At 64.5% G+C, this 18,187-nt stretch carries 23 protein-coding genes; 11 read left to right on the top strand and 12 right to left on the bottom strand.

What is annotated here, in order from left to right; translation table 11 throughout:
• Positions 1-23: 23 nt before the first annotated feature.
• The 5 genes from T31B1_RS06285 (at position 24) to T31B1_RS06265 (ending at position 2,571) form a co-directional block, all read left to right on the top strand.
• Complete coding sequence (locus tag T31B1_RS06285) at positions 24-407, top strand: encapsulin-associated ferritin-like protein (RefSeq protein WP_353248586.1); 384 nt, start codon at positions 24-26, stop codon at positions 405-407.
• Positions 404-1,207: a family 1 encapsulin nanocompartment shell protein gene (locus T31B1_RS06280; RefSeq protein WP_353248585.1), complete on the top strand. Its 804-nt coding sequence runs from the start codon at positions 404-406 to the stop codon at positions 1,205-1,207. The genes T31B1_RS06285 and T31B1_RS06280 overlap by 4 nt, the downstream gene beginning before the upstream one ends.
• Before the next feature lie 383 nt (positions 1,208-1,590).
• Positions 1,591-1,899: a YMGG-like glycine zipper-containing protein gene (locus T31B1_RS06275; protein ID WP_353248584.1), complete on the top strand. Its 309-nt coding sequence runs from the start codon at positions 1,591-1,593 to the stop codon at positions 1,897-1,899.
• Between the two features lie 189 nt (positions 1,900-2,088).
• On the top strand, positions 2,089-2,241 hold the full coding sequence (locus T31B1_RS06270; protein WP_353248583.1) for a hypothetical protein: 153 nt from the start codon (positions 2,089-2,091) through the stop codon (positions 2,239-2,241).
• Between the two features lie 114 nt (positions 2,242-2,355).
• On the top strand, positions 2,356-2,571 hold the full coding sequence (locus T31B1_RS06265; protein ID WP_353248582.1) for a hypothetical protein: 216 nt from the start codon (positions 2,356-2,358) through the stop codon (positions 2,569-2,571).
• Here T31B1_RS06265 and T31B1_RS06260 read toward each other — a convergent pair.
• The 3 genes from T31B1_RS06260 to T31B1_RS06250 all read right to left on the bottom strand — a co-directional run bounded on the left by T31B1_RS06260 (position 2,561) and on the right by T31B1_RS06250 (position 4,892).
• Entirely contained in the window at positions 2,561-3,685 is a 1,125-nt protein-coding gene (locus tag T31B1_RS06260; protein ID WP_353248581.1) for an AI-2E family transporter, read from the bottom strand. The two genes, T31B1_RS06265 and T31B1_RS06260, sit on opposite strands and share 11 nt — an antisense overlap.
• Positions 3,686-3,846: 161 nt before the next feature.
• Positions 3,847-4,179 (bottom strand): AzlD domain-containing protein, encoded by a 333-nt coding sequence (locus T31B1_RS06255; protein WP_353248580.1) that lies wholly within the window; start codon positions 4,177-4,179, stop codon positions 3,847-3,849.
• Positions 4,176-4,892 (bottom strand): AzlC family ABC transporter permease, encoded by a 717-nt coding sequence (locus T31B1_RS06250; RefSeq protein WP_353248579.1) that lies wholly within the window; start codon positions 4,890-4,892, stop codon positions 4,176-4,178. The genes T31B1_RS06255 and T31B1_RS06250 overlap by 4 nt, the downstream gene beginning before the upstream one ends.
• A gap of 147 nt (positions 4,893-5,039) precedes the next feature.
• On the opposite strand from T31B1_RS06250, the gene T31B1_RS06245 reads away from it, so the two are divergent.
• Positions 5,040-5,798, top strand: a complete 759-nt coding sequence (locus tag T31B1_RS06245) for a hypothetical protein (protein WP_353248578.1) — start codon at positions 5,040-5,042, stop codon at positions 5,796-5,798.
• A 10-nt stretch (positions 5,799-5,808) separates the two neighbouring features.
• Here the strand turns inward: T31B1_RS06245 and T31B1_RS06240 are convergent, their stop codons facing one another.
• Positions 5,809-6,345: a lipocalin family protein gene (locus tag T31B1_RS06240; protein ID WP_353248764.1), complete on the bottom strand. Its 537-nt coding sequence runs from the start codon at positions 6,343-6,345 to the stop codon at positions 5,809-5,811.
• Positions 6,346-6,534: 189 nt separating this feature from the next.
• On the opposite strand from T31B1_RS06240, the gene T31B1_RS06235 reads away from it, so the two are divergent.
• Entirely contained in the window at positions 6,535-7,119 is a 585-nt protein-coding gene (locus tag T31B1_RS06235) for a C1orf50 family protein (protein ID WP_353248577.1), read from the top strand.
• Between the two features lie 7 nt (positions 7,120-7,126).
• On the opposite strand, the gene T31B1_RS06230 is transcribed toward T31B1_RS06235, so the two are convergent.
• From T31B1_RS06230 to T31B1_RS06220, 3 genes are all read right to left on the bottom strand, one after another.
• A complete protein-coding gene (locus T31B1_RS06230; RefSeq protein ID WP_353248576.1) occupies positions 7,127-8,278 on the bottom strand; it encodes an AI-2E family transporter in 1,152 nt (383 codons plus the stop codon).
• Between the two features lie 169 nt (positions 8,279-8,447).
• Positions 8,448-8,927: a DUF6918 family protein gene (locus T31B1_RS06225; RefSeq protein WP_353248575.1), complete on the bottom strand. Its 480-nt coding sequence runs from the start codon at positions 8,925-8,927 to the stop codon at positions 8,448-8,450.
• Positions 8,928-9,041: 114 nt separating this feature from the next.
• Positions 9,042-9,791, bottom strand: coding sequence for an SURF1 family protein (locus tag T31B1_RS06220; RefSeq protein WP_353248574.1), 750 nt, complete (start codon positions 9,789-9,791; stop codon positions 9,042-9,044).
• Between the two features lie 200 nt (positions 9,792-9,991).
• On the opposite strand from T31B1_RS06220, the gene T31B1_RS06215 reads away from it, so the two are divergent.
• Positions 9,992-10,318 carry a YMGG-like glycine zipper-containing protein gene (locus T31B1_RS06215; protein ID WP_353248573.1) on the top strand — a complete coding sequence of 109 codons (327 nt, stop codon included), beginning with the start codon at positions 9,992-9,994 and terminating at the stop codon, positions 10,316-10,318.
• 88 nt (positions 10,319-10,406) lie between these two features.
• On the opposite strand, the gene T31B1_RS06210 is transcribed toward T31B1_RS06215, so the two are convergent.
• Entirely contained in the window at positions 10,407-11,489 is a 1,083-nt protein-coding gene (locus tag T31B1_RS06210) for a 3-deoxy-7-phosphoheptulonate synthase (protein ID WP_353248572.1), read from the bottom strand.
• A 676-nt stretch (positions 11,490-12,165) separates the two neighbouring features.
• Between T31B1_RS06210 and T31B1_RS06205 the strand changes: the two genes are divergently transcribed.
• Positions 12,166-12,438, top strand: a complete 273-nt coding sequence (locus tag T31B1_RS06205; protein WP_353248571.1) for a DUF4235 domain-containing protein — start codon at positions 12,166-12,168, stop codon at positions 12,436-12,438.
• A 231-nt stretch (positions 12,439-12,669) separates the two neighbouring features.
• Here T31B1_RS06205 and T31B1_RS06200 read toward each other — a convergent pair whose 3' ends face one another.
• From T31B1_RS06200 to T31B1_RS06190, 3 genes are all read right to left on the bottom strand, one after another.
• On the bottom strand, positions 12,670-13,365 hold the full coding sequence (locus T31B1_RS06200; RefSeq protein WP_353248570.1) for a uracil-DNA glycosylase family protein: 696 nt from the start codon (positions 13,363-13,365) through the stop codon (positions 12,670-12,672).
• Positions 13,366-13,393: 28 nt separating this feature from the next.
• Positions 13,394-13,840, bottom strand: a complete 447-nt coding sequence (gene msrB / locus T31B1_RS06195) for a peptide-methionine (R)-S-oxide reductase MsrB (RefSeq protein ID WP_353248569.1) — start codon at positions 13,838-13,840, stop codon at positions 13,394-13,396.
• 123 nt (positions 13,841-13,963) lie between these two features.
• Positions 13,964-15,115, bottom strand: a complete 1,152-nt coding sequence (locus T31B1_RS06190; RefSeq protein ID WP_353248568.1) for a GGDEF domain-containing protein — start codon at positions 15,113-15,115, stop codon at positions 13,964-13,966.
• 571 nt (positions 15,116-15,686) lie between these two features.
• Here T31B1_RS06190 and T31B1_RS06185 point away from each other — a divergent pair.
• A complete protein-coding gene (locus T31B1_RS06185) occupies positions 15,687-16,070 on the top strand; it encodes a DUF2267 domain-containing protein (RefSeq protein ID WP_353248567.1) in 384 nt (127 codons plus the stop codon).
• A gap of 174 nt (positions 16,071-16,244) precedes the next feature.
• Positions 16,245-17,012: a glutathione S-transferase family protein gene (locus tag T31B1_RS06180; RefSeq protein ID WP_353248566.1), complete on the top strand. Its 768-nt coding sequence runs from the start codon at positions 16,245-16,247 to the stop codon at positions 17,010-17,012.
• A gap of 64 nt (positions 17,013-17,076) precedes the next feature.
• Here the strand turns inward: T31B1_RS06180 and T31B1_RS06175 are convergent, their stop codons facing one another.
• A complete protein-coding gene (locus T31B1_RS06175; RefSeq protein WP_353248565.1) occupies positions 17,077-18,051 on the bottom strand; it encodes a sensor domain-containing diguanylate cyclase in 975 nt (324 codons plus the stop codon).
• Positions 18,052-18,187: the final 136 nt, after the last annotated feature.

The raw sequence follows: 18,187 nt of genomic DNA, 5'->3' as shown, positions 1-18,187 counted from the left end.
CTGTTGTTTCATCGGAGACCGACATGGCTGAATCGAGCGGCACTTATCACGAACCCATCGAGCTGTTGTCCGCCGAGACGCTGGAGGCCCACCGCGGCATCGTCTCGCTCATGGAAGAGCTGGAGGCCATCGACTGGTACAGCCAGCGTATCGACGCGGCAGACGACCCCGCGCTCAAGGCGTTGCTCGCCCATAATCGGGACGAGGAGAAGGAACACGCCATGATGACGCTGGAGTGGCTGCGTCGTCGTGATCCGGCGCTCGATGCACAGATGCGGACCTATCTGTTCGCCGAGGGGGATATTGTCGACGCCGAGGATGCGGCCATGACCGATACCGGTGCTGCGCCGGGCACGGCCGCCGGGGATGGATCACTGGGCATCGGCAGTCTGCGGGGTCGGTCATGAATCACCTGCACCGCGAACTGGCACCGATCACCCCCGCCGCCTGGGCCGAGATCGACGAGGAGGCGAGACAGACGCTCAAGCGCATGCTCGCTGGACGCAAGTTGTTCGATTTCTCCGGCCCGCATGGCTGGGACCATGCCGCGGTCAACCTCGGCCGTGTCCGAGCGCTGAACGACGCGCCGGTAACCGGCGCCCGCTTGCGCCAGCGCGTGGTCCAGCCGCTGATCGAATCGCGTGTCCCCTTCGAGATAGACCGCGACGAACTTGAGGCCGCGGCTCGCGGGGCCTCCGATATCGACCTGGAGGCGGTCACCGACGCCGCACGCAAGGCGGCGCTCATGGAGGACGGCGCGATCTTCAACGGCTACGCCGCCGCGGGCATCGAGGGCGTCATGAGCGCAGCCGAACACGAGCCGCTAGCCATCGGGGACGATTATTCCCGCTACCCGGCACTGGTCGCCGAAGCCACCAACCGCCTGCGCAGCGCCGGCGTCGACGGGCCCTATGCGATCGCTCTGGGACCGCGCTGTCATACCGAACTCAACCGCACCACCGAACACGGTTACCCGGTCATGGACCATGTCCAGCGTCTGCTCAAGGGCCCGATCGTCTGGGCACCGGCGGTCGACGGCGCCGTCATCGTCAGTCTGCGCGGCGGCGACTTCGAACTGCACGTCGGTCAGGATTTTTCGATCGGCTACAGCAGCCATAACGAATCGACCGTACAGCTGTATATCCAGGAAAGTTTCACCGCCCTGGTGTTCGGGCCCGAGGCAGCGGTGGCGCTACGCCACGGCTGACCCGTGCCGCCCTGCCCGCGAAACCTCCGGTGATGACGAGTCATGGCCAGGTCGCGTCGGCGCAGGCCGCGACCTGACCATGATCGTCCTGGCATCGCATGAGTGGCCGCAACGAGCCGCGCGGCTACGACGGCCGGCAGGTGTTTCATCGGTACCTCACAGGCACCGTCGGCTCAACCGCGAATATCCGCCCGTCGCGGCTGAACGGCCGAAGACCGGTCGTGTCCGCCCGACGCCGTACACGCAACACCTAGGGCAGTGGCGCCATGTTCAGACAGGATTAAGCGACAATCGTTAAATTACGATTGAACAATTCAAACGACTTTCGTACAGGCCGGCCGATTCGGCGGGCGTACGTAGGCCGTATCGATGGGAGGACAGCCATGAAGAACAATTTCCGTAACTCGATCGCCGCTGTCGCGCTGCTGGGCATACTGGTCAGCGCGCCGGCCCTGGCACTGGACGACGACACCGTCGATTCCGCCATCGGCGGCGGCCTGGGCGGCGCGGCCGGTGCAGCCATCGGCAACGAAGTCGGCGGCAAGACCGGTGCCGTACTGGGCGGTGCTGCCGGTGCGGCGGGCGGCACCTATATCACCAACGATGGCGACCGCCGTGATTACGATGATCATGACCATCGCCACGGCCACCGCGACCATCACGATCACGGCCGGCACCGCGGCCACGATTAGCCCATGCGTCGACCGAACGACCGCCTTGGTCGCTCGGTATCAGACAAGCCGCCGCCGGCCTATCCGGCGGCGGCTTTTTTGTCGGTGAGCTTCACGGCGGCGCGATCCACGATGCACCAAAGATATTAAGCACCCGATATAGGTCCGTGGCGTCGCGATCAGCCCGTTCCGTCTTGCAGAAGACCGCTCATGAATCGACACCCCGGCCTGTCGGCTGACCGCACGGCCGTGATTGCCGGCGCAGCGAGCGTCATCGGGGCCGAACTGCCCAGCGAGGCGCTCGAACCGACCGCGGCCGAAGTCGAGATCCATGCCCCGTCGCCGGGCAGCGGGTCGACGTGATCGGCCATGGCCTCGATGTCTCTGTTGTGGAGGTGGTGCCCGGGGTGCATCGATACCGACCCGTCCGGTACACGCCACACACAGCGCCCGCTCGAAGCGTGGACCGCCGATCCGGTGGTCGACCAGCTCTTGGCCGGCCTGGTGGCGAACGACTTCTATATCGTGTGGCCGGACGCCGCGGGGATCATCAAAGATGATCGATATCACGCCCGCTGGGCAATGGACGACCTCATACACCACCGGCCGGCGCGATCGCGCCGGCATCCGGAATATGCCGAGGCGTTCGAACGCGTCATACAGGAATCAGAGTCGCCTGGCGTCAGGTTTTGACGGCCGGCGTGTCGTCGCGCTCTTTCTCGCACCCCCGGGCCGACAGAAAATCGCCGAGCCCGGCCAGCGCCGGAATGTGCTCGCAGAAAACACGAATGGTCACCAGCAGCGGAACCGCGATCAGCATGCCCATGATCGACCATAACCAGGCCCAGAGCGCGACCGCCAGAAAGATCACCACCGCATTCATCTCCAGGCGTCGCCCGACGAAGTAAGGGGTGATGAACTGCCCCTCAATGGTAGTCGCCGCAAAGAACAGCAGGCCGGGGAGTATGGATGCGCCGAGGGTATCGAAATTGATCAGCCCCACGATGGTGGCGATGACGATGCCCGAGACCGCCCCCACATACGGCACGTAGTTGAAGACGAAACCGATGACGCCGAACAGCAGCGGATTGGGCATGCCGATCACCCACATCGTCAGCCCGATGGCCACGCCCAGGCCGAGATTGATGGTGGTGATGGTCAACAGATAATGCGATAGCTTGCGCTCGATATCGTGCACGATGGTCATCGCCCGACGCTTGTCCTTGAACGTCGGCAGGACGTGGACGAGCTTTTCATAGAACATGTCCCCGGACAGCAGCAGAAACAGCAGCAGGATCAGCGTGAACAGCGCCTGACCGACGATACCCGGGGCGAGATAAGCCGCGCCCTCGACTACCCCTGGCTTGCGCACGACCACTTCCTGGGCGTTGTCGCCGGCTCCGGGCGTCGTGAGTTCGTTGACTTTCTTGCCCGCGTCGAGCACGGCCTTGGCCGAACCCATGACTTTCTGCAGTTTATGTTCGACCTGGTAGCCGATCTCCGGCGCCCGATCGACCCATCCCCGAATCGGACCGGACAAGGAATACAGCCCGCCGACCAGCGCAGCCACCAGCACGCCGACGATCAGAAACGCCGACACCGCGACCGGAATATGCCGCCGTTCGAGAAACCGCCGGATCGGGCTGAAGATCAGCGCCAGCAGAAACGCCAGCACCACCGGCATGAGGAAATCCCGTGCATAGGCTATGCCGGCCAGCAGCAGCATCAGGAAGATGCCGATTACCGCCCAGCGCGGGGCCGATCCCCCCGCCGGGCCCCGGCGATGCTCCGATCCAGACTCGCTCATCCGTTGTCCCCCCGTCCCGGTCACCCATGTCGCCCGGCGGCGCCGGACTGGGCACGACAGCCAATCCGCCGAACGCTCATTATCATACGAACTGAACGATCGCAGCGGAATTGTGCGGAATTTATTTCAAGATATCAGCCAATCGAACGAGGCGGTCCCGCTCAGGCCGTCGCATGGGCGATCAACGCCGCTACGCCCAGTGTGGCCATGCCTGCACCGACCGTATACAACACGTTGCGGCTTCGCCAGGCCACCAGCACGGCGACCATGGCCGCCCAGACGCGCGGGCTGGCCGGACCGGCCCACACGCCGGCCTGAACGACGACCGGCGGGCACGCCATCGCCGAGAAAACGGCTACCGGCACATAGCGCAGGGCCTGGCGTACACGCGGACCCAACGTCAGATGATCGACCAGCGCAATGAACGAGCAACGCAACCCGAATGTGATCAGCCCTCCGCCGATCAATACGAGCCACAGCCGGATATCGTTCATGGCCGGCCTCCCCGGCCGAGTACGCGCTCGACGGTCAGGCCGGTGGCGATGCCGGCCAGCGCGCCCGCCATCAAGCCAAGATTCCACGGCAGCCCATGCGCTGCGGTGGCGACCACGGCACCGACTATAGCCGCGGCCAACATGGCGCGATCGACGATGGCCGGTACCAGCAATGCGATGAAGGTCAGCGGTACGGCGAAGTCCAGACCCCAGTCGGCCGGCAGGCGCGCGCCCATCAGGGCTCCGACGATCGTACCGGTCTGCCAGGCGGCCCATAGCGGCAATGCGCCGCCCAGAAAGAACGCGATTCGGCGGGCGCGCTCGGGGCGGTGCTCGAAGGCATACAGGCTGAGCATGTATGGCTGATCGGTGAGCGTGTAGCCAACCAGCATCTTGGTCAGACGACTAGCCCCTCGCAGCCATGGCGCCAGCGAGGCGCTGTACATGGTAAAACGCAGGTTGATGAACACGATCGTGAGCAGAATGATCGCCACCGGCGTGCCGTCGACGAGCAGCTGCATCGCCGCGATCTGCGAGGCCCCGGCGAAGATGAAGAGCGAAAAAGCGCTGGCCATCCATGGCGTGTATCCGAGCCGTACCGCGACCACCCCCACGATCAGTGCGAACGGCATGATGCTGATCAGCAACGGCAGGATCGCACGTGCCCCGTCGGCCGCGTCGCGTTTGATCCGGGCCGGTAAAACGTCTGTCATGGCCATCGACCGTACAAGCGGGCGCCGACGTTACCACCGTCGCCGCCACAGGCATACCGGATTCACCGCGCCTGGCCGAGATCGCAGCCGCGCGGTGGGCTATCATCGGTGCTGATATTGTCCCGTCCCGGCCGTGTCCGCCGCCTCATGAATCCGTCTTCGATCCATCGGCTCGCTATGGTCTGTCTGCTTGTACTGACCGGCTGCACCTCGGCCGTCAACCGGCCGCAAACAGCCTCGACCGTACCGGTCGCCGCCGCTACACCCTCGAACCGACCGGTCGACTGGATCGGCCGCTGGCACGCGCCCGACGGCCGCTTCCTGCAGATCATGCCGACCGCACAGCCCGACGCGTACCAGCTGACATTCGGCGCCGACGACGGCACTCAGACCCGGCTGGCCGGCATGGCGAGCATGGATCGCCTGTACTTCACCCGTCGCGGTGAAGCCCTGGCGTTGCGTATCGGGCGCGGCGAGGAGACCGGTCTGCCGGCACTGGCCGGCCGCGCTCCCTGTCTGATCGTCGCACCCGGCACGGAGGGCTATTGCCGTACGCCTGGTACGGCCGACGCGCTACCGCTGACGCCAGGCGCCTATGCGCCGGTCACCGCCGACTGCTGGGCGCCGCCGGCCGCGTCAATGGTGTATTTCGACGGTCAGGCGCTGGAGCCGGCCGAGGCGGCACGCTGCCAGACGCCACTGGTCGATCAACAGGGCGTGATCTTCTCGCTCGCTCGACGGTGTGGCAGCGCGCCCGATACGCCACCGGCGGCGATGGGACAGCGGCGAGTCACCGTGGCCGACGACCAGCGCTTCGCACTCGATTCGGCAACTCACGACACCCGACTATACAAATACTGCCCGGCCGCACAGCTCCCAGCCTCGCTGCGCAGCCCTATGCAGTAACCGCGCTTGCTCAGCCCCCGCCGGATGCCCGCTCCGCCGTCGCCGTTTCCATACGGTACGGCTGGCAGGCCGAGCCCTGAACCACGTCGATGAGTTCGTCGACCGGAAACGCCAGCGCTCGCGCACGCGCTACCAGACGAGTGTGCGTGGTCTCGTCAATCATCGGGGTGCGTGCCAGTATCCATAGATAATCGCGGTCGGAACCGGCGATCAGTACGTGGCGGTAGTCCTCGTCGAGAGCCAGGATGTTGTAGCCGCCATAGAACGGGCCGAAGAAGCTGACCTTGAAACGCCCCGTCTGCGGATCGTCGACGAAATAGGCCTTGCCTTCGGCCTGGCTGATCTCGCCGCTGGCCAGATTCACGCCGCGGTTGATCACGCGTACGCCGCCGTCGTCGCGCCGACTATAGCTGGCACTGACACAGTCCAAGCCGCGTTCGAAGCCGTGATCCAGGCGCGCGATCTCGTACCAGCGGCCCAGATAGCGGTCGAGCTCGAAACCCTGAACCGCGGACGTGCCCTTGGGCAGACCGGCACAGCCGACCATCGCCAGCCCCAACAAAGCAGTGAGCAGACCACGAAACAGTCGGTTCAAAAGGGTGACATGACGCCGCACCGACGGTCTCCGTGAGAGGATGTGTCACGCTATTCTGCCACGCGCTGCTTATGGCATGCGCTGGCTTGACCAAGACAGCCGTCGAGCGTCCGCCGGCCCAATCACGACCCTATCCCCCGCATGAGCAAAAACCCCAACCCGCAGGGCAAAGGCACCTCGCCGGTACTGGCCACGCTGGAATCCCAGCGCAGCCAACTGGCGACGGTACCGCCGAAGCAGATCGATCAGGTCACCACCGAACTCTTCACCAGTCTGTTCGTGCTGGACAGCGAGTTCCGTTTCAAACCGGTGCCTGGGCGGGTCTGTTATCTGTACCGCCGTGACGGCGGCTACTGGCTGGGGCTGACACCACCGGACATGCTGGGCGAAGCCGTTGCCGGGCGTTTCATCGGCACCTGCGTATTGCAACGGGATCTGACCTGGACACTGGCGCTGGCAGACGATGTCGCCGCCGACGAACGATTCATGGCGTGGCTGTCGCGCCGGCGGGCCGCGTTCGAACAGGCGCTGGCCGGCGCCGAGCGGCTCGACGATGTATTGCCGCGCTATGAGTCGCATCTGCCTTTCTACCGCCGCGCTGCCGCGTTCGCGGTGGCGCATTCGCTCGGGCGCTCGATGTCGGCGGCAGGCATCGCCGGGCTGTCCTACGATGCGGCGCTCGGGCGCCTCGCGCGACCGTCATCGTCCGACGACCGAGTCTCTTAGCGGCAGGTCAGTCGCCCGGGTCGGTGATCCGGTGATCGTCGCGTTCGGCCCCGCGCTCGGACAGGAAGTCCCCTACGCCGCGCAGCTCATCGATATGCTCGCAGAACGTCTTGAGTGCAAGCAGTAACGGCAGCGCCACGATCATGCCGATGGCCGACCACAGCCAGGCCCAGAACGAGATGGTCACGAACACCACGACCGTGTTCAGCCGCAGACTGCGTCCGACGAAATACGGCGTGACGAACTGCCCCTCGATGGCGTTGCACAGGAAATACACACCGCCGGCCGCTGCGGCCCAGCCGATCCACTCGAACGACACCATCGCCACCGCTGCGCTGATGAGAATGCCGGCCAGCGCACCCAGGTAGGGCACGAAGTTGAACGTGAACGCGATCACGCCGAACACCAGCGGGCTCGGCATGCCGAGCAGCCACATGCCGACGCCGACGCTCACCCCCAGACCGGCGTTGATGATGACGATGGTCATCAGGTAGTTCGAAAGCTTGCGCTCGATCGTATAAGCGATCGATATCGCCCGGCGCTTGTCCTTGAACGTCGGCATGACATGCACGAGCTTTTCATAGAACATGTCGCCCGAAGCGAGCAGGAACAGCAGCAGCACAAACGTGAATACGAACTGCGCGACCACTGACGGCGCCAGCATCGCCAGGCTCACGGTCACACCCTTGTCTTGCATCTTGACCGTCTGGACCGGCTTCGCGCGTTCCTCGGTCTGCGATTCGGCGAGCTCCTCGATCTTCTCCCGGGCTTCGAACACGCCACTGAGCGATCGTGACACCTTGGCCAGCTTGTCTTCGACCTGACGTTCGATCGAGGGCGCCTTGTCCACCCAGTGCGACACCGGCATCGCCAACGCTGCTACCACCGATGTGAAGCCGATCAACAGGGTCATGACGATCAGCAGAGACGCCAGGGCGCTGTGCAGCCCCCGGCGTTCGAGAAACCGGCGCACCGGCCCGAACACCATGGCAAGCAGAAACGCCAGCACTATGGGGACGAGAAAATTCTTGGCCGCGCCCAAGGCGAAGACCGAGGCGTAGATGAACAGCCCGAGGACGGCCCACCCAGGTAGCTTGGACCTGCGCGTACTTGGAGCGGACGCCGACTCGGCATCGTGATCGGAATCGTTCAGTGCCAAGCCAGACAACTCATATAAAAGGCGGGAAAGCGCTCCAGTCTAGGTACGGGCGGAGCGCCCCGAAACCATCGGTCGCCCATGAATTAACCTTGGTCCGCGCGTGCCAGCGCGGGCTGTTTCAGTCGCCGACGGCGGTTACGGCATCGAACCATTCGACGCGCGGGAAAGATCAACGGCAATGGCTCGAGATCACGGTCGCGATCTGCGGCATGGCATCCACGATTTCCCGCCGCGCACGCCCGCGTACGCGCTTGTAGCCGGAACTGATCGCACGGCTGTGAATACGCTCGGCGCGCTCGTCGGCCATATTGAGCATCGCATCGGCCACGGTATGCCCATGCGCGATGAGGTAGTCGTGAAAATTCTCGTCTCGCGTCTGGCAATCGGCATACAGCGGTTCCAGCTCGGCGACGAACCCCGGCATGAGTTCGCGCACGGTCCGGGTGACAAGATCCGGCTTGAGCCGGAGCGCTACGCTGTAGGCGGTACGCATGGTCATGCCGCGCTTGCCGATCTCTCGCTCAACCAGCGCACACGCATCGCTCACCAATCGCGGAAAGGTATCCGGGGCAAGCAGCTGAGCGCCCAGCGGGCCTTGGGCGCCGACCGGCATATCGGCAGCACGGGTCTGGGTCTGAGTCTGGGCCATGAGATGATCCCCGAAGAAAGAAGACACAGTATGTGTCGGAAGATTGGCGCGCAGTCGAACACGATGCGGTTTAAGGTCAACTGAACATCGACGGCGGGGCTGCAGACTATACCGCTACCGCCGACGCGTATTGACGACCACCAGAATGATGCCCGCCACCACGGCCATGAGAAACCATTGCGAGGCGTAAGCATAGTGGCCGGCCGGCGACAGCCCGACCAGATCTTCGTCCCAGTCGCGTACGAAACCGCCATCGGCGGCCGGGTCCAGCAACAGCAGCCCGTCGGCGACCGGTGCGCCATACTGGCAGCTCACCGCCGCCGCATCCGGATAATTGAGTGCGCGCGGCCACGCGCGCTGCGTGCACGCATTGCCTGCACCGAGGTTGAGCCCCGGTTGCGGAAAGCTGCGCCAGAACCCGAGCACGCGAACCGGTCCGTCCGGTGCCGGGGGGTCGGGCGGCGCCACATGCCCGTCGCCGCGGCGTGGCACCCAGCCACGATCGACCATCACCCGGACGCCGTTGTCGAGTATCACCGGTGTCCAGATCCGATACCCCAGTGCCTGACCGTTGACCTGATCGTTGAGCACGATCTGGTGAGCTCTATCGTACTGTCCGCTCACAATATAGTGACGGCCATAAGTCAGGGCACCGGTGTCGCTGCGCGCCGAATCGCGTGCAGCAGCCGATTTCATGGCCGTAGGGCCGGCCGCGCGTGCGGCCTGTTCGATGGCGACCAGTCCTTCCTTGTAGTGGGCCCGCTGAATCTGCCAGGCGCCGAGCGAACACAGGATCGCCGCAACGATTACGAACAACGCCACGCCCCACCACGGCGGCGAGAAACGGTAAGGCCCTAGCTTCATCACGAGATCCGTTCGCTGGGTACGACCAGGCAGGCACTCGCCGGACGATTCGGCATTCCGGCGCGTGTTTCAAGAGCAAGGATGCCGATGACGTCTCGACGGGTTAATTGATCAGCGTTCAGATGCGGTTCAGGGCACGCATCGTTAAATATTTACTGAACAAACAAAACAACGTGTGCCAAACACGTCAGGAGAGCATCATGAACAAGTCGATTCGCAATACGCTGGCCGCCGGTGCGCTGATCACCTCGCTCGCCAGCGCCCCGGCAATGGCCTTCGACAGCGATACCTGGTCTTCGGCGCTCGGCGGCGGTATCGGCGGCGCGTTGGGCGCAGCCGTCGGCAACGAGATCGGCGGCAACACCGGCGCGGTGATCGGCGGTGCCGTCGGCGCCGCTGGCGGCACCCTGATCACCAACCGCAATGACCGCGACGATCGCTACGATCGCTATGATCGGCGCTATGACGACCGGCGTTATTATGGCCATCGCGGCGACGATCGACGCTTCGGCCGCTACTTCCGGTGATCGTGGATCCGATCGCGGGGCGCACGGCAGCGAACCGGCGCCCCGCGATCAACCGAGCCGCCGCAGGCGACCCGGCCATGCCCGGCTGCTACCGGTCGGCGGCCAGCCGCACCAGGGCCTGGCGAGTCTCGGCCCATCCGAGACAGGCATCGGTGATCGACACGCCGTAATGCAACGCCGACGATATCGGCTGGTTGCCGCTATTCAGATGGCTCTCGATCATCACCCCTGCGATCGCCTGTTCGCCGTCCCGACGCCGGGCGAAGATATCGGCCAGAATCGCCGGCTGACGGCTCGGATCCTTGCCGCTGTTGGCATGGCTGCAGTCGATGATCAAACGCGGATTGAGTCGTGCTGCCTGTAGGGTACGCACGGCGCCCGCCACACTGACCGCATCACAATTGGCCCCTGTCCGGCCGCCCCGCAATATCACATGGGTGTCTGGATTGCCCGGCGTATGAATGGCCGCCGCACGGCCGGCGTCGTCGATACCCATATGAACATGTGCATGCGCCGCGGCCCGCAGGGCATCGCGCGCACTGGCCACGTCGCCGTCGGTGCCGTTCTTGAAGCCGACCGGCATCGCCAGGCCGCTGACGGTCTCTCGATGCGTCTGCGATTCGGTGGTGCGCGCGCCGATCGCCGCCCAGCTGAGCGTATCCTCGATATAGCTCGCCGCGGTCGGCGTGAGAATCTCGCTGGCCACGGGGAGTCCCAGTTGTGCCAATTCGACGAGCAGCGCACGCGCGGCGCGCAGTCCGCCGGCCAGGTTCTGCCCGTCGTCCAGGCCCGGATCATGCATGAGACCTTTCCAGCCCACGGTCGTGCGCGGCTTCTCCACGTAAGCACGCATGACGATCAGCAGACGATCGCCCAATTGATCGGCCAAGGCGGCCAGGCGGCGACCATAGGCCAGTGCGGCATGCGCGTCATGTAGCGAGCAGGGGCCGACGATGACGAGCAGGCGTTCGTCGCGACCGTGGATCACATCGCGTACGGCCTGACGATGGGCGTGGATCTGGGCGATCACCGGCTCTGGCAACGCCAGCTCGCGGCGCAGTTCGGCCGGGCTCGGCAAGCATCGACTGGTGCGGGCCTGACCCGCGGCCACGTCAGGCGGCGACAGAACGGTTTCAAGATCGTTATGGACAGTGGCAACACGCGTGTTCATGGCATTTCCTTGAGCAGACGAGCCCGGATCGGGCAGATGATCGACGGTCGGTCAGGGGGCGATTCGGGATATCGCCCCAGCTAAATCGGACGCGGCTGCGGTATCGGAAATCGTTGGCTTTCATTGGTTCTGTCTCCATGTCGGTTCACGCGCGTGCGTAAACAAAAAACCCCCGGTCGGGATGCCGACCGGGGGTTTTTGAAGACTCTTCGGCAGGCAACCCTAGCGGGGCGCCTGCCGGGTACGGTCAGACGCCTGAGCGGCTAAACCAGTACCCGAAATAAATCGACGACACACCGACGCACGACGGCGCACAGATGGCGTCATCGAGTCGAACGGACGTGTCGGTGGCTATATGCATGAGCCTGTCTTGTTGAACAGCTCGCCGTAGCGTAAACCGCTTCGAGCGCAGGCTCAACAGGGCGGACAGCCAGACGCCCTAACGTCGCAGGCGCCGGGCCGCAGGCAGGTCGCAATCTCCAGACCGGTGCAGCCATGCACATCCTCATATGACGCCTCTGCCCGCAGGCAGTCGCGCGAGCCACGCCGACGGTCGGGACACCGTGAGTGAAATGCCGTGCGTACGATTGCCCACACGGCGGCAGGCGATCTGCGATAGCATCGGAACCTGTTCAATCGTTCAAGAGACGCGCGGCCCTACCGACGCGAGCACAGCATGGATCGAGAAAGCGCAATCTGGGCGGCCCTGGCTGCCGGCACCGCCATTGGCGCGGGCATCATTGCCCGAAAAAGCGCGGCTGCGGCCTGGCGACGCGCGCGCCATGAGGAACCGCCGCTGAATCTCGACAACGAGGATGCGAGCTGGCGATCCATACTAGCCTGGGCCGCGGTCAGCGGATTCTGTGTCGCGTTTGCGCGAGTAGTCGGGCGTGGCGCGGCCACCGGTGCCTGGCGCAAGGCGCTGGGACGCACGCCGCCCTCGGTCTGATTGCCCTACGAGCGGCCGGCACCACGGTCCGGCCGGCCGGTCGAGCTCGACAGCCCAACCATTCGTGGACCGACGGCGCAGCCGGCGCGTAGCCAGGCCGCAGTCCGGTGCCGATCGCCTCTGTGCTGCGCCAAACCCTGTAGGCGCACACTACGCCTGCCCACGCGGGCTGGCTTGCGGCCACCGGCCCATCCGGCATGCCGCTCGCGCCCGGCACCCGAGCGCGCTTTGCTAGACGGTGAGATTGCCCTTGCGCACGGCAAGCTGATCGAGCCGGTGTGCAAGCAACGATGGAAAACGTTTGTACCAGGTCGCGTTCAACGGCGACGGATGCGGTAGCGGATACACACTGAACGTGGCCGCCGACCCGTCCATCCCGTTCAGCGTGACATCCAGCGCTTCGTCGAACCGATCGGTGCGCTGCCAGAACGCTTCGATCCGGGCGCGTTCGACTCGCGACTGACCGATGCCGAACCACAGAAACGCCTCACGGCCCAGCGTGATCAGCGACCGGCCCTGCCATTGTTCGACCAGCAACGCAGTCATCAGCGGATGAAACCGCCGCTTGACCCGCATCGACCACGCCTTGTTGCCGACCGGCTTGTACGGCACCGTGTTGATCCAGAAAAACTCGCGCCCGATGGTCCGGGACGATTCGAAATCCGGCAGCTCGCTACCGTACAGCTGCCGATAGAGCGCGCGACGAACCAGCTGCCCGCCGGCACCGATGAACGGCTCGCCGTGGCGGACTTCATCGCGGCCCGGATCACGCCCGAAAAAACCGACTCGGGCGTCCGGGCGCCCGAGCCCGATGATCGGCTCCAGCGGATCGCGGTCGTAGCGCTGATAGACGTCGTGATCGATCCCCTCGATGTCGGCAGCCAGCTCGCGAAAGCGCTGCCTCTGCGGCGTATCGCAGGCGCTCATCGCCGCGCCGCCCGGCTTTCCCAATGGCTCAAACGTCCTCCACCTGATCGAGATAGGCCCCATAGCCTTCGGCGTCCATTCGCTCGCGCGGGATGAACCGTAGCGATGCCGAATTGATGCAATAACGCAGACCGCCGCGATCGGCCGGCCCGTCGGGAAACACATGTCCCAGATGACTGTCGCCGTGGGCCGAGCGAACCTCGGTGCGAGTCATCCCGTGTGAACGATCCTGAAGCTCGGCGACGTGAGCCGGCTCGATCGGCTTGGTGAAGCTGGGCCAGCCACAGCCGGAATCGTACTTGTCGGACGAGGCGAACAACGGTTCGCCGGAGACGATATCGACATAGATTCCGGCCGATTTATTGTTCAAGTACTCACCGGTACCCGGTGCTTCCGTACCGCTTTCCTGGGTCACCCGATACTGCTCACGGTCGAGCCGGGCGATGGCTTCCGGGTCTTTCGTATAGTTGGCCATGTCGATATCGCAATGAACGTATGAGCAGCCGATGATGCAGCCCGCGGACTGAAAATCAAGCCGACGTAGCCGCGAGCCGGCCCGGCGATCAACAGCTGGCCGGAACCTGTCCTCGGGCGTGTTCTAGAGCGGGCGGCGCGCCGATTGCACGACCGCGGGTATGCCCGGCGCGAGAGGCTCGGCCCGGGCTAGCCCGGCCGCCCCCTTCTTTACGCCAGAGTCGGCACCGTCTTTCGGCGGGCCGGCGACGGTCACGCGGTCGCGACCGGCACTCTTGCTGCGATACAGCGCGCGGTCCGCGCGTCCGATCGCCGCCTCCAGACTTTCTGGCGCCTCCAGGGTGGCCACACCGAGCGAGATGGTACAGGCGACCGTCCCGTCCGGCAGTGGAATCCGGGCATCGGCGATCGTTTTGCGCAAGCGTTCGGCAAAGCCGCAGGCCGCCGCGGTATCGGCATCCGGGAGCAAAAACAGAAACTCCTCGCCGCCCCAGCGCGATGCCGTATACGGGGGCGGGCAGTGTTCCAGAAACAGCGCCGACACACCGCTGAGCACGCGATCCCCGGCATCGTGACCCCAGCGATCGTTGATGTGCTTGAAGCCATCGATATCGGCAATCACGAGCGAGGTTCGGACGGCGCGCTCGGTGCCGAGCGCAAGCTGGGTTGCGGCCACCTCCGACAGATGGCGTCGATTGAACAGGCCGGTCAGCGTGTCGCGTGTGGCCATGTCGCGTAGCCGGCGTTCACTGCGCTGCACCAGGCCGTAGTAGTACCGCGCCGTATAGCTCGCCATCGCGAAGAAGATCGACATGTTGAACAGGCTTAGAAGCCAGAGTGCGGGCTCGAAGAGCGGGTCCAGCGGGCCATAGTGGCGCGCGACTGCATGCAGAATCACATACAACCCGAACAACACGACCAGCGGCCCGATCACCGCGCGCCGGCTACCGCTGACCATGATCGCGGGTATGAACATCAACAGGTAATAGTTGAAGCCGGCATCCCAACCAACCAGCAGCGTACCGACCACGGCATGGCCGATCACCTCGAACCATATCAGGGCCAGTGCCAGGCGATTTCGACGCGCGACCAGTAGCCGGTACGCGCCGATGTACATAGCGACGCTGAGCACGTTCATCCACGCTAGCAGCGGCGAATCCGCCCAGAGAAAGAACACGAAGAAGCCGATGTCGACACTGGCCGCGAGCAACGTGACTCGTCGCGTCATCACCCAGAATGCGGCGTGCGCGGTCGTCGGTCGCCTGACGTTGTTCATGTTGTCCCCCTCATCTGGCGCGCCCGCTTTCGCAGCCGCCACCGATTACGACGCGCCCTGACCTGCCGCTGTGGATCGCCGCAGTCGAGCCGACCGTCTACGAAAAAGCATACAACAGCCGCCCCACCCGACCGCGAAAATGCGGCCGCCGTCCGGCGGCGGCCAGTCGCGCCGGCCGTGATCGTCGGCATGCAGCGTGGGATACACCGCACCGGGCGCCACGCCGCCGCTTCGATGCCCGAAACCGGGCTGTCGCTTTACTTCTTCTACACGCACGCCGGAATCCCGTTCGGTCGCTCGGTGCCGGAGCGTGCACTCGACCCAGGCGTTACCGGCGTCACATGAGAGCTACGTCGGTGGGAGATCGTTGGCCCTGCCCCGGGGCAGCGGTCGACCGCGGATTCGCCCGCTGTCTCAAGTGCGGGTCGCGGCGCCTGTCGACTACGCCAACGCAGCCTGCAGACTTGCGCGTGTCCGCATAAGTCGGGATGGTCCACGATCGTTTCAGCGCGCAGGGTCGAGATCTCACTTATACAGTCGCTGCCGGCCAGGCCGCGGCAGAGGACGCACCATGAATACCGATCTGTTTATCGCCCGCGTGCACGAGGGCTGCTCGCAGCTGGATGTTGAAGCGGTCCACGAACACACTCTGATAACGCTCGACACCCTCTGCGAACAGCTGCCCCAGGAGCAGGCAGAGCATATGGCCGGGCAATTGCCCGACGAGATCGCCGAGGCCGTGCGGGCGGGCGGCAATCGCGCCGATACCAGCGGCGTACCGATGACGCTGGACGAGTTCTACGACAAGCTGATGTTCCGTACCGAACTGGGCACGGAGGATGTACGCGATCTGGCTCGATCGGTCGTGCGCACGCTCGAGCAAGCGCTCAGCGACGGCGAAGCCGATAAGACTATAGCCAATCTCCCCGGCGAGCTTTCGCAGCTGGCCAGGTAAAGACCGGCGGACGAATCGCCAAAGATCGTGTCATCGGTAACCAACCGCTCGATCGGCGGGGCCGGCACGGTCGCCTCACGCCTTGCCTGTTGCGACGATGACCCGTTCTGGCTTCGCTCGCCTGCATCCTGTGAGGAGCCGTCGACAATCCAGATGTTTCCGGGAGTCTTGCCAATGACGCCGATTCTTTATGCACATCGCCTATCGCAGCCATGCCGAGCCGTGGAAATCCTGTTGCTCGAACTCGGGGCCGCATACCGTTGGCACGAGATAGATTTCGCCCAAGGAGAGACGCGTACTCGCTGGTTCCGTGAACAGGTTGCCGGGCAGCAGACCGTGCCCGCGCTGGCGATTCCGCCTGGCGATGACGGACACATGTCGAAGGGTTTCGTACTGGCAGAGAGCCACGCGATCATGCGGTATCTCTGCCGAACCAGTCAGGCGCAGGACATCGCGCAGCGCTGGTACCCCGATCGGCAGGACCCCGTTGGTGCGGCTCGTACTGACCAGTGGATGGCATGGCATCACGGTCACCTGCGCCGGTACGACATGTTTCATGACATCATGAATCTGCACTTGACGCTCCCGATGCTCAAGTCCGAGATTCAGGCGCTCCGCTTGAGGCCGCTCCAGACACGGCTGAACGAGAGCCTCTCTCATCTGGATTCCTGTCTGGGCCAGCCGGCCACGGCTTCGGGTGCAACGCGTTACCTGAACGATTCGGATCACCCGAGCATCGCCGACCTGTCCATGGCATGCGAACTCTATCAACTCGTCGCCGTGGGATACCGTTTCGATCGATATCCGAACGTGTGCGAATGGCTGAAAAGGATTTCACGGCGGACTCATTTCGCGGCTGTATCTCAAGCCATCGCGGAACAGGGCCATACGATCGGCGAAGACAACGCCAGCTATCTCGATCTGGATAACGCGTTCGCCTGAGCCGTACAGGACATCGAGTGCGCCGTTCGCTCACCTGGCCCGCGACGACCGTAGTCGCCCCGCGTCAAGTGCCCGAGGCTCGTTTCTGTTCGTACATACGCTTGTCGGCGCTGGCCAACACGGATTCCAGCGTGTCATCCGCGTCAGCGTTGATATCGGTGGGAACCGACTCGATCCCGTGGTTGAAGAGCAGCCGTTCTGCGGGCTCCGATAGGCCGTTATGAGTCTCGACGGTCTGCGCCAGCCGAGCGACCATCCGTTCGGCGTCGCGCAGGCGGGTGTTGCCGGCGAACAGCACGAATTCGTCGCCGCCCAGGCGTGCGAAGACGTCCGATTCGCGGAAGGTTTCCCGCATCAGATCGGCAAAGCGTCTCAGTGCCCGGTCGCCTGCGGCATGCCCATAGCGGTCGTTGATCTGCTTGAACTGACGCAGGTCGAAATAGATCAGACAGGCCGGCAGCCCGTTGAGCTGGCAGACGCGATAGACGTGGCGCGCCAGAATGCTGAAGCCGCGTCGGTTGGTGATGCCCGTCAGCTCGTCGATGGTCGCAGACTGCACGGTGGCCAGTTCGTGTTCCACCATCACGGCCAGATCGTCGAGCATGGCCAGTTCGCGTTCGCTCATTTCGCGCGGCTGCACATCGAGGATGCACAGCGTACCCAGCGCACAGCCGTTTTCGGCGCGTAGCGGGCGCCCGGCATAAAAACGCATACGGGGCGCACTGCGGGTCAGGGGATTGTCGGCAAAGCGCTCGTCCTCGGTCAGGTCGGGAACGACCAGCGTGGCATCTTCGCAGACCGCGTGGGCACAGAACGATTGCTCGCGCGGCAGGTTGACGATCTGGGTACCGTTCTGCGACTTGGTCCACTGGCGATCGTCAGCGATCAGGTTCACCAGCGCGAACGGCACCCCGAACACACCCCGGGCCAGACGCGTGATGCGATCGAAACGTTCTTCGGCGTCGGTGTCCAGTATTCGCAAAGCCACGAGCGTCTGTAGCCGCTCGCGTTCGTTGGCGGGAATCTCGGGCGATCTCACGATACAACTTACCCCCTGGTCGCTGAATCATCGGTCAGGTTCGCCGTGCACGCGCCGGTTGCCCTCGACGCGGCCATACAAATGTCACCATACCAGTCCACCGCGGGCGTCGCTTTTCGACGGAACATCCCCCGCA

The organism is Salinisphaera sp. T31B1 (assembly GCF_040361275.1).
Classification (GTDB): domain Bacteria; phylum Pseudomonadota; class Gammaproteobacteria; order Nevskiales; family Salinisphaeraceae; genus Salinisphaera.
This window is presented reverse-complemented; position numbering and strand designations above follow the sequence as displayed.

Bases quoted from the DNA above. Each gene is read 5' to 3' on its own strand.
- T31B1_RS06190 (WP_353248568.1), bottom strand. From the start codon at position 15,115: ATGAACAACGTCAGGCGACCGACGACCGCGCACGCCGCATTCTGGGTG.
- T31B1_RS06275 (WP_353248584.1), top strand. From the start codon at position 1,591: ATGAAGAACAATTTCCGTAACTCGATCGCCGCTGTCGCGCTGCTGGGC.
- T31B1_RS06260 (WP_353248581.1), bottom strand. From the start codon at position 3,685: ATGAGCGAGTCTGGATCGGAGCATCGCCGGGGCCCGGCGGGGGGATCG.
- T31B1_RS06210 (WP_353248572.1), bottom strand. From the start codon at position 11,489: ATGAACACGCGTGTTGCCACTGTCCATAACGATCTTGAAACCGTTCTG.
- T31B1_RS06245 (WP_353248578.1), top strand. From the start codon at position 5,040: ATGAATCCGTCTTCGATCCATCGGCTCGCTATGGTCTGTCTGCTTGTA.
- T31B1_RS06220 (WP_353248574.1), bottom strand. From the start codon at position 9,791: ATGAAGCTAGGGCCTTACCGTTTCTCGCCGCCGTGGTGGGGCGTGGCG.
- T31B1_RS06180 (WP_353248566.1), top strand. From the start codon at position 16,245: ATGACGCCGATTCTTTATGCACATCGCCTATCGCAGCCATGCCGAGCC.
- T31B1_RS06280 (WP_353248585.1), top strand. From the start codon at position 404: ATGAATCACCTGCACCGCGAACTGGCACCGATCACCCCCGCCGCCTGG.
- T31B1_RS06235 (WP_353248577.1), top strand. From the start codon at position 6,535: ATGAGCAAAAACCCCAACCCGCAGGGCAAAGGCACCTCGCCGGTACTG.
- T31B1_RS06250 (WP_353248579.1), bottom strand. From the start codon at position 4,892: ATGACAGACGTTTTACCGGCCCGGATCAAACGCGACGCGGCCGACGGG.
- T31B1_RS06200 (WP_353248570.1), bottom strand. From the start codon at position 13,365: ATGAGCGCCTGCGATACGCCGCAGAGGCAGCGCTTTCGCGAGCTGGCT.
- T31B1_RS06240 (WP_353248764.1), bottom strand. From the start codon at position 6,345: ATGGTCGGCTGTGCCGGTCTGCCCAAGGGCACGTCCGCGGTTCAGGGT.
- T31B1_RS06285 (WP_353248586.1), top strand. From the start codon at position 24: ATGGCTGAATCGAGCGGCACTTATCACGAACCCATCGAGCTGTTGTCC.
- msrB (WP_353248569.1), bottom strand. From the start codon at position 13,840: ATGGCCAACTATACGAAAGACCCGGAAGCCATCGCCCGGCTCGACCGT.
- T31B1_RS06270 (WP_353248583.1), top strand. From the start codon at position 2,089: ATGAATCGACACCCCGGCCTGTCGGCTGACCGCACGGCCGTGATTGCC.
- T31B1_RS06225 (WP_353248575.1), bottom strand. From the start codon at position 8,927: ATGGCCCAGACTCAGACCCAGACCCGTGCTGCCGATATGCCGGTCGGC.
- T31B1_RS06205 (WP_353248571.1), top strand. From the start codon at position 12,166: ATGGATCGAGAAAGCGCAATCTGGGCGGCCCTGGCTGCCGGCACCGCC.
- T31B1_RS06185 (WP_353248567.1), top strand. From the start codon at position 15,687: ATGAATACCGATCTGTTTATCGCCCGCGTGCACGAGGGCTGCTCGCAG.
- T31B1_RS06255 (WP_353248580.1), bottom strand. From the start codon at position 4,179: ATGAACGATATCCGGCTGTGGCTCGTATTGATCGGCGGAGGGCTGATC.
- T31B1_RS06215 (WP_353248573.1), top strand. From the start codon at position 9,992: ATGAACAAGTCGATTCGCAATACGCTGGCCGCCGGTGCGCTGATCACC.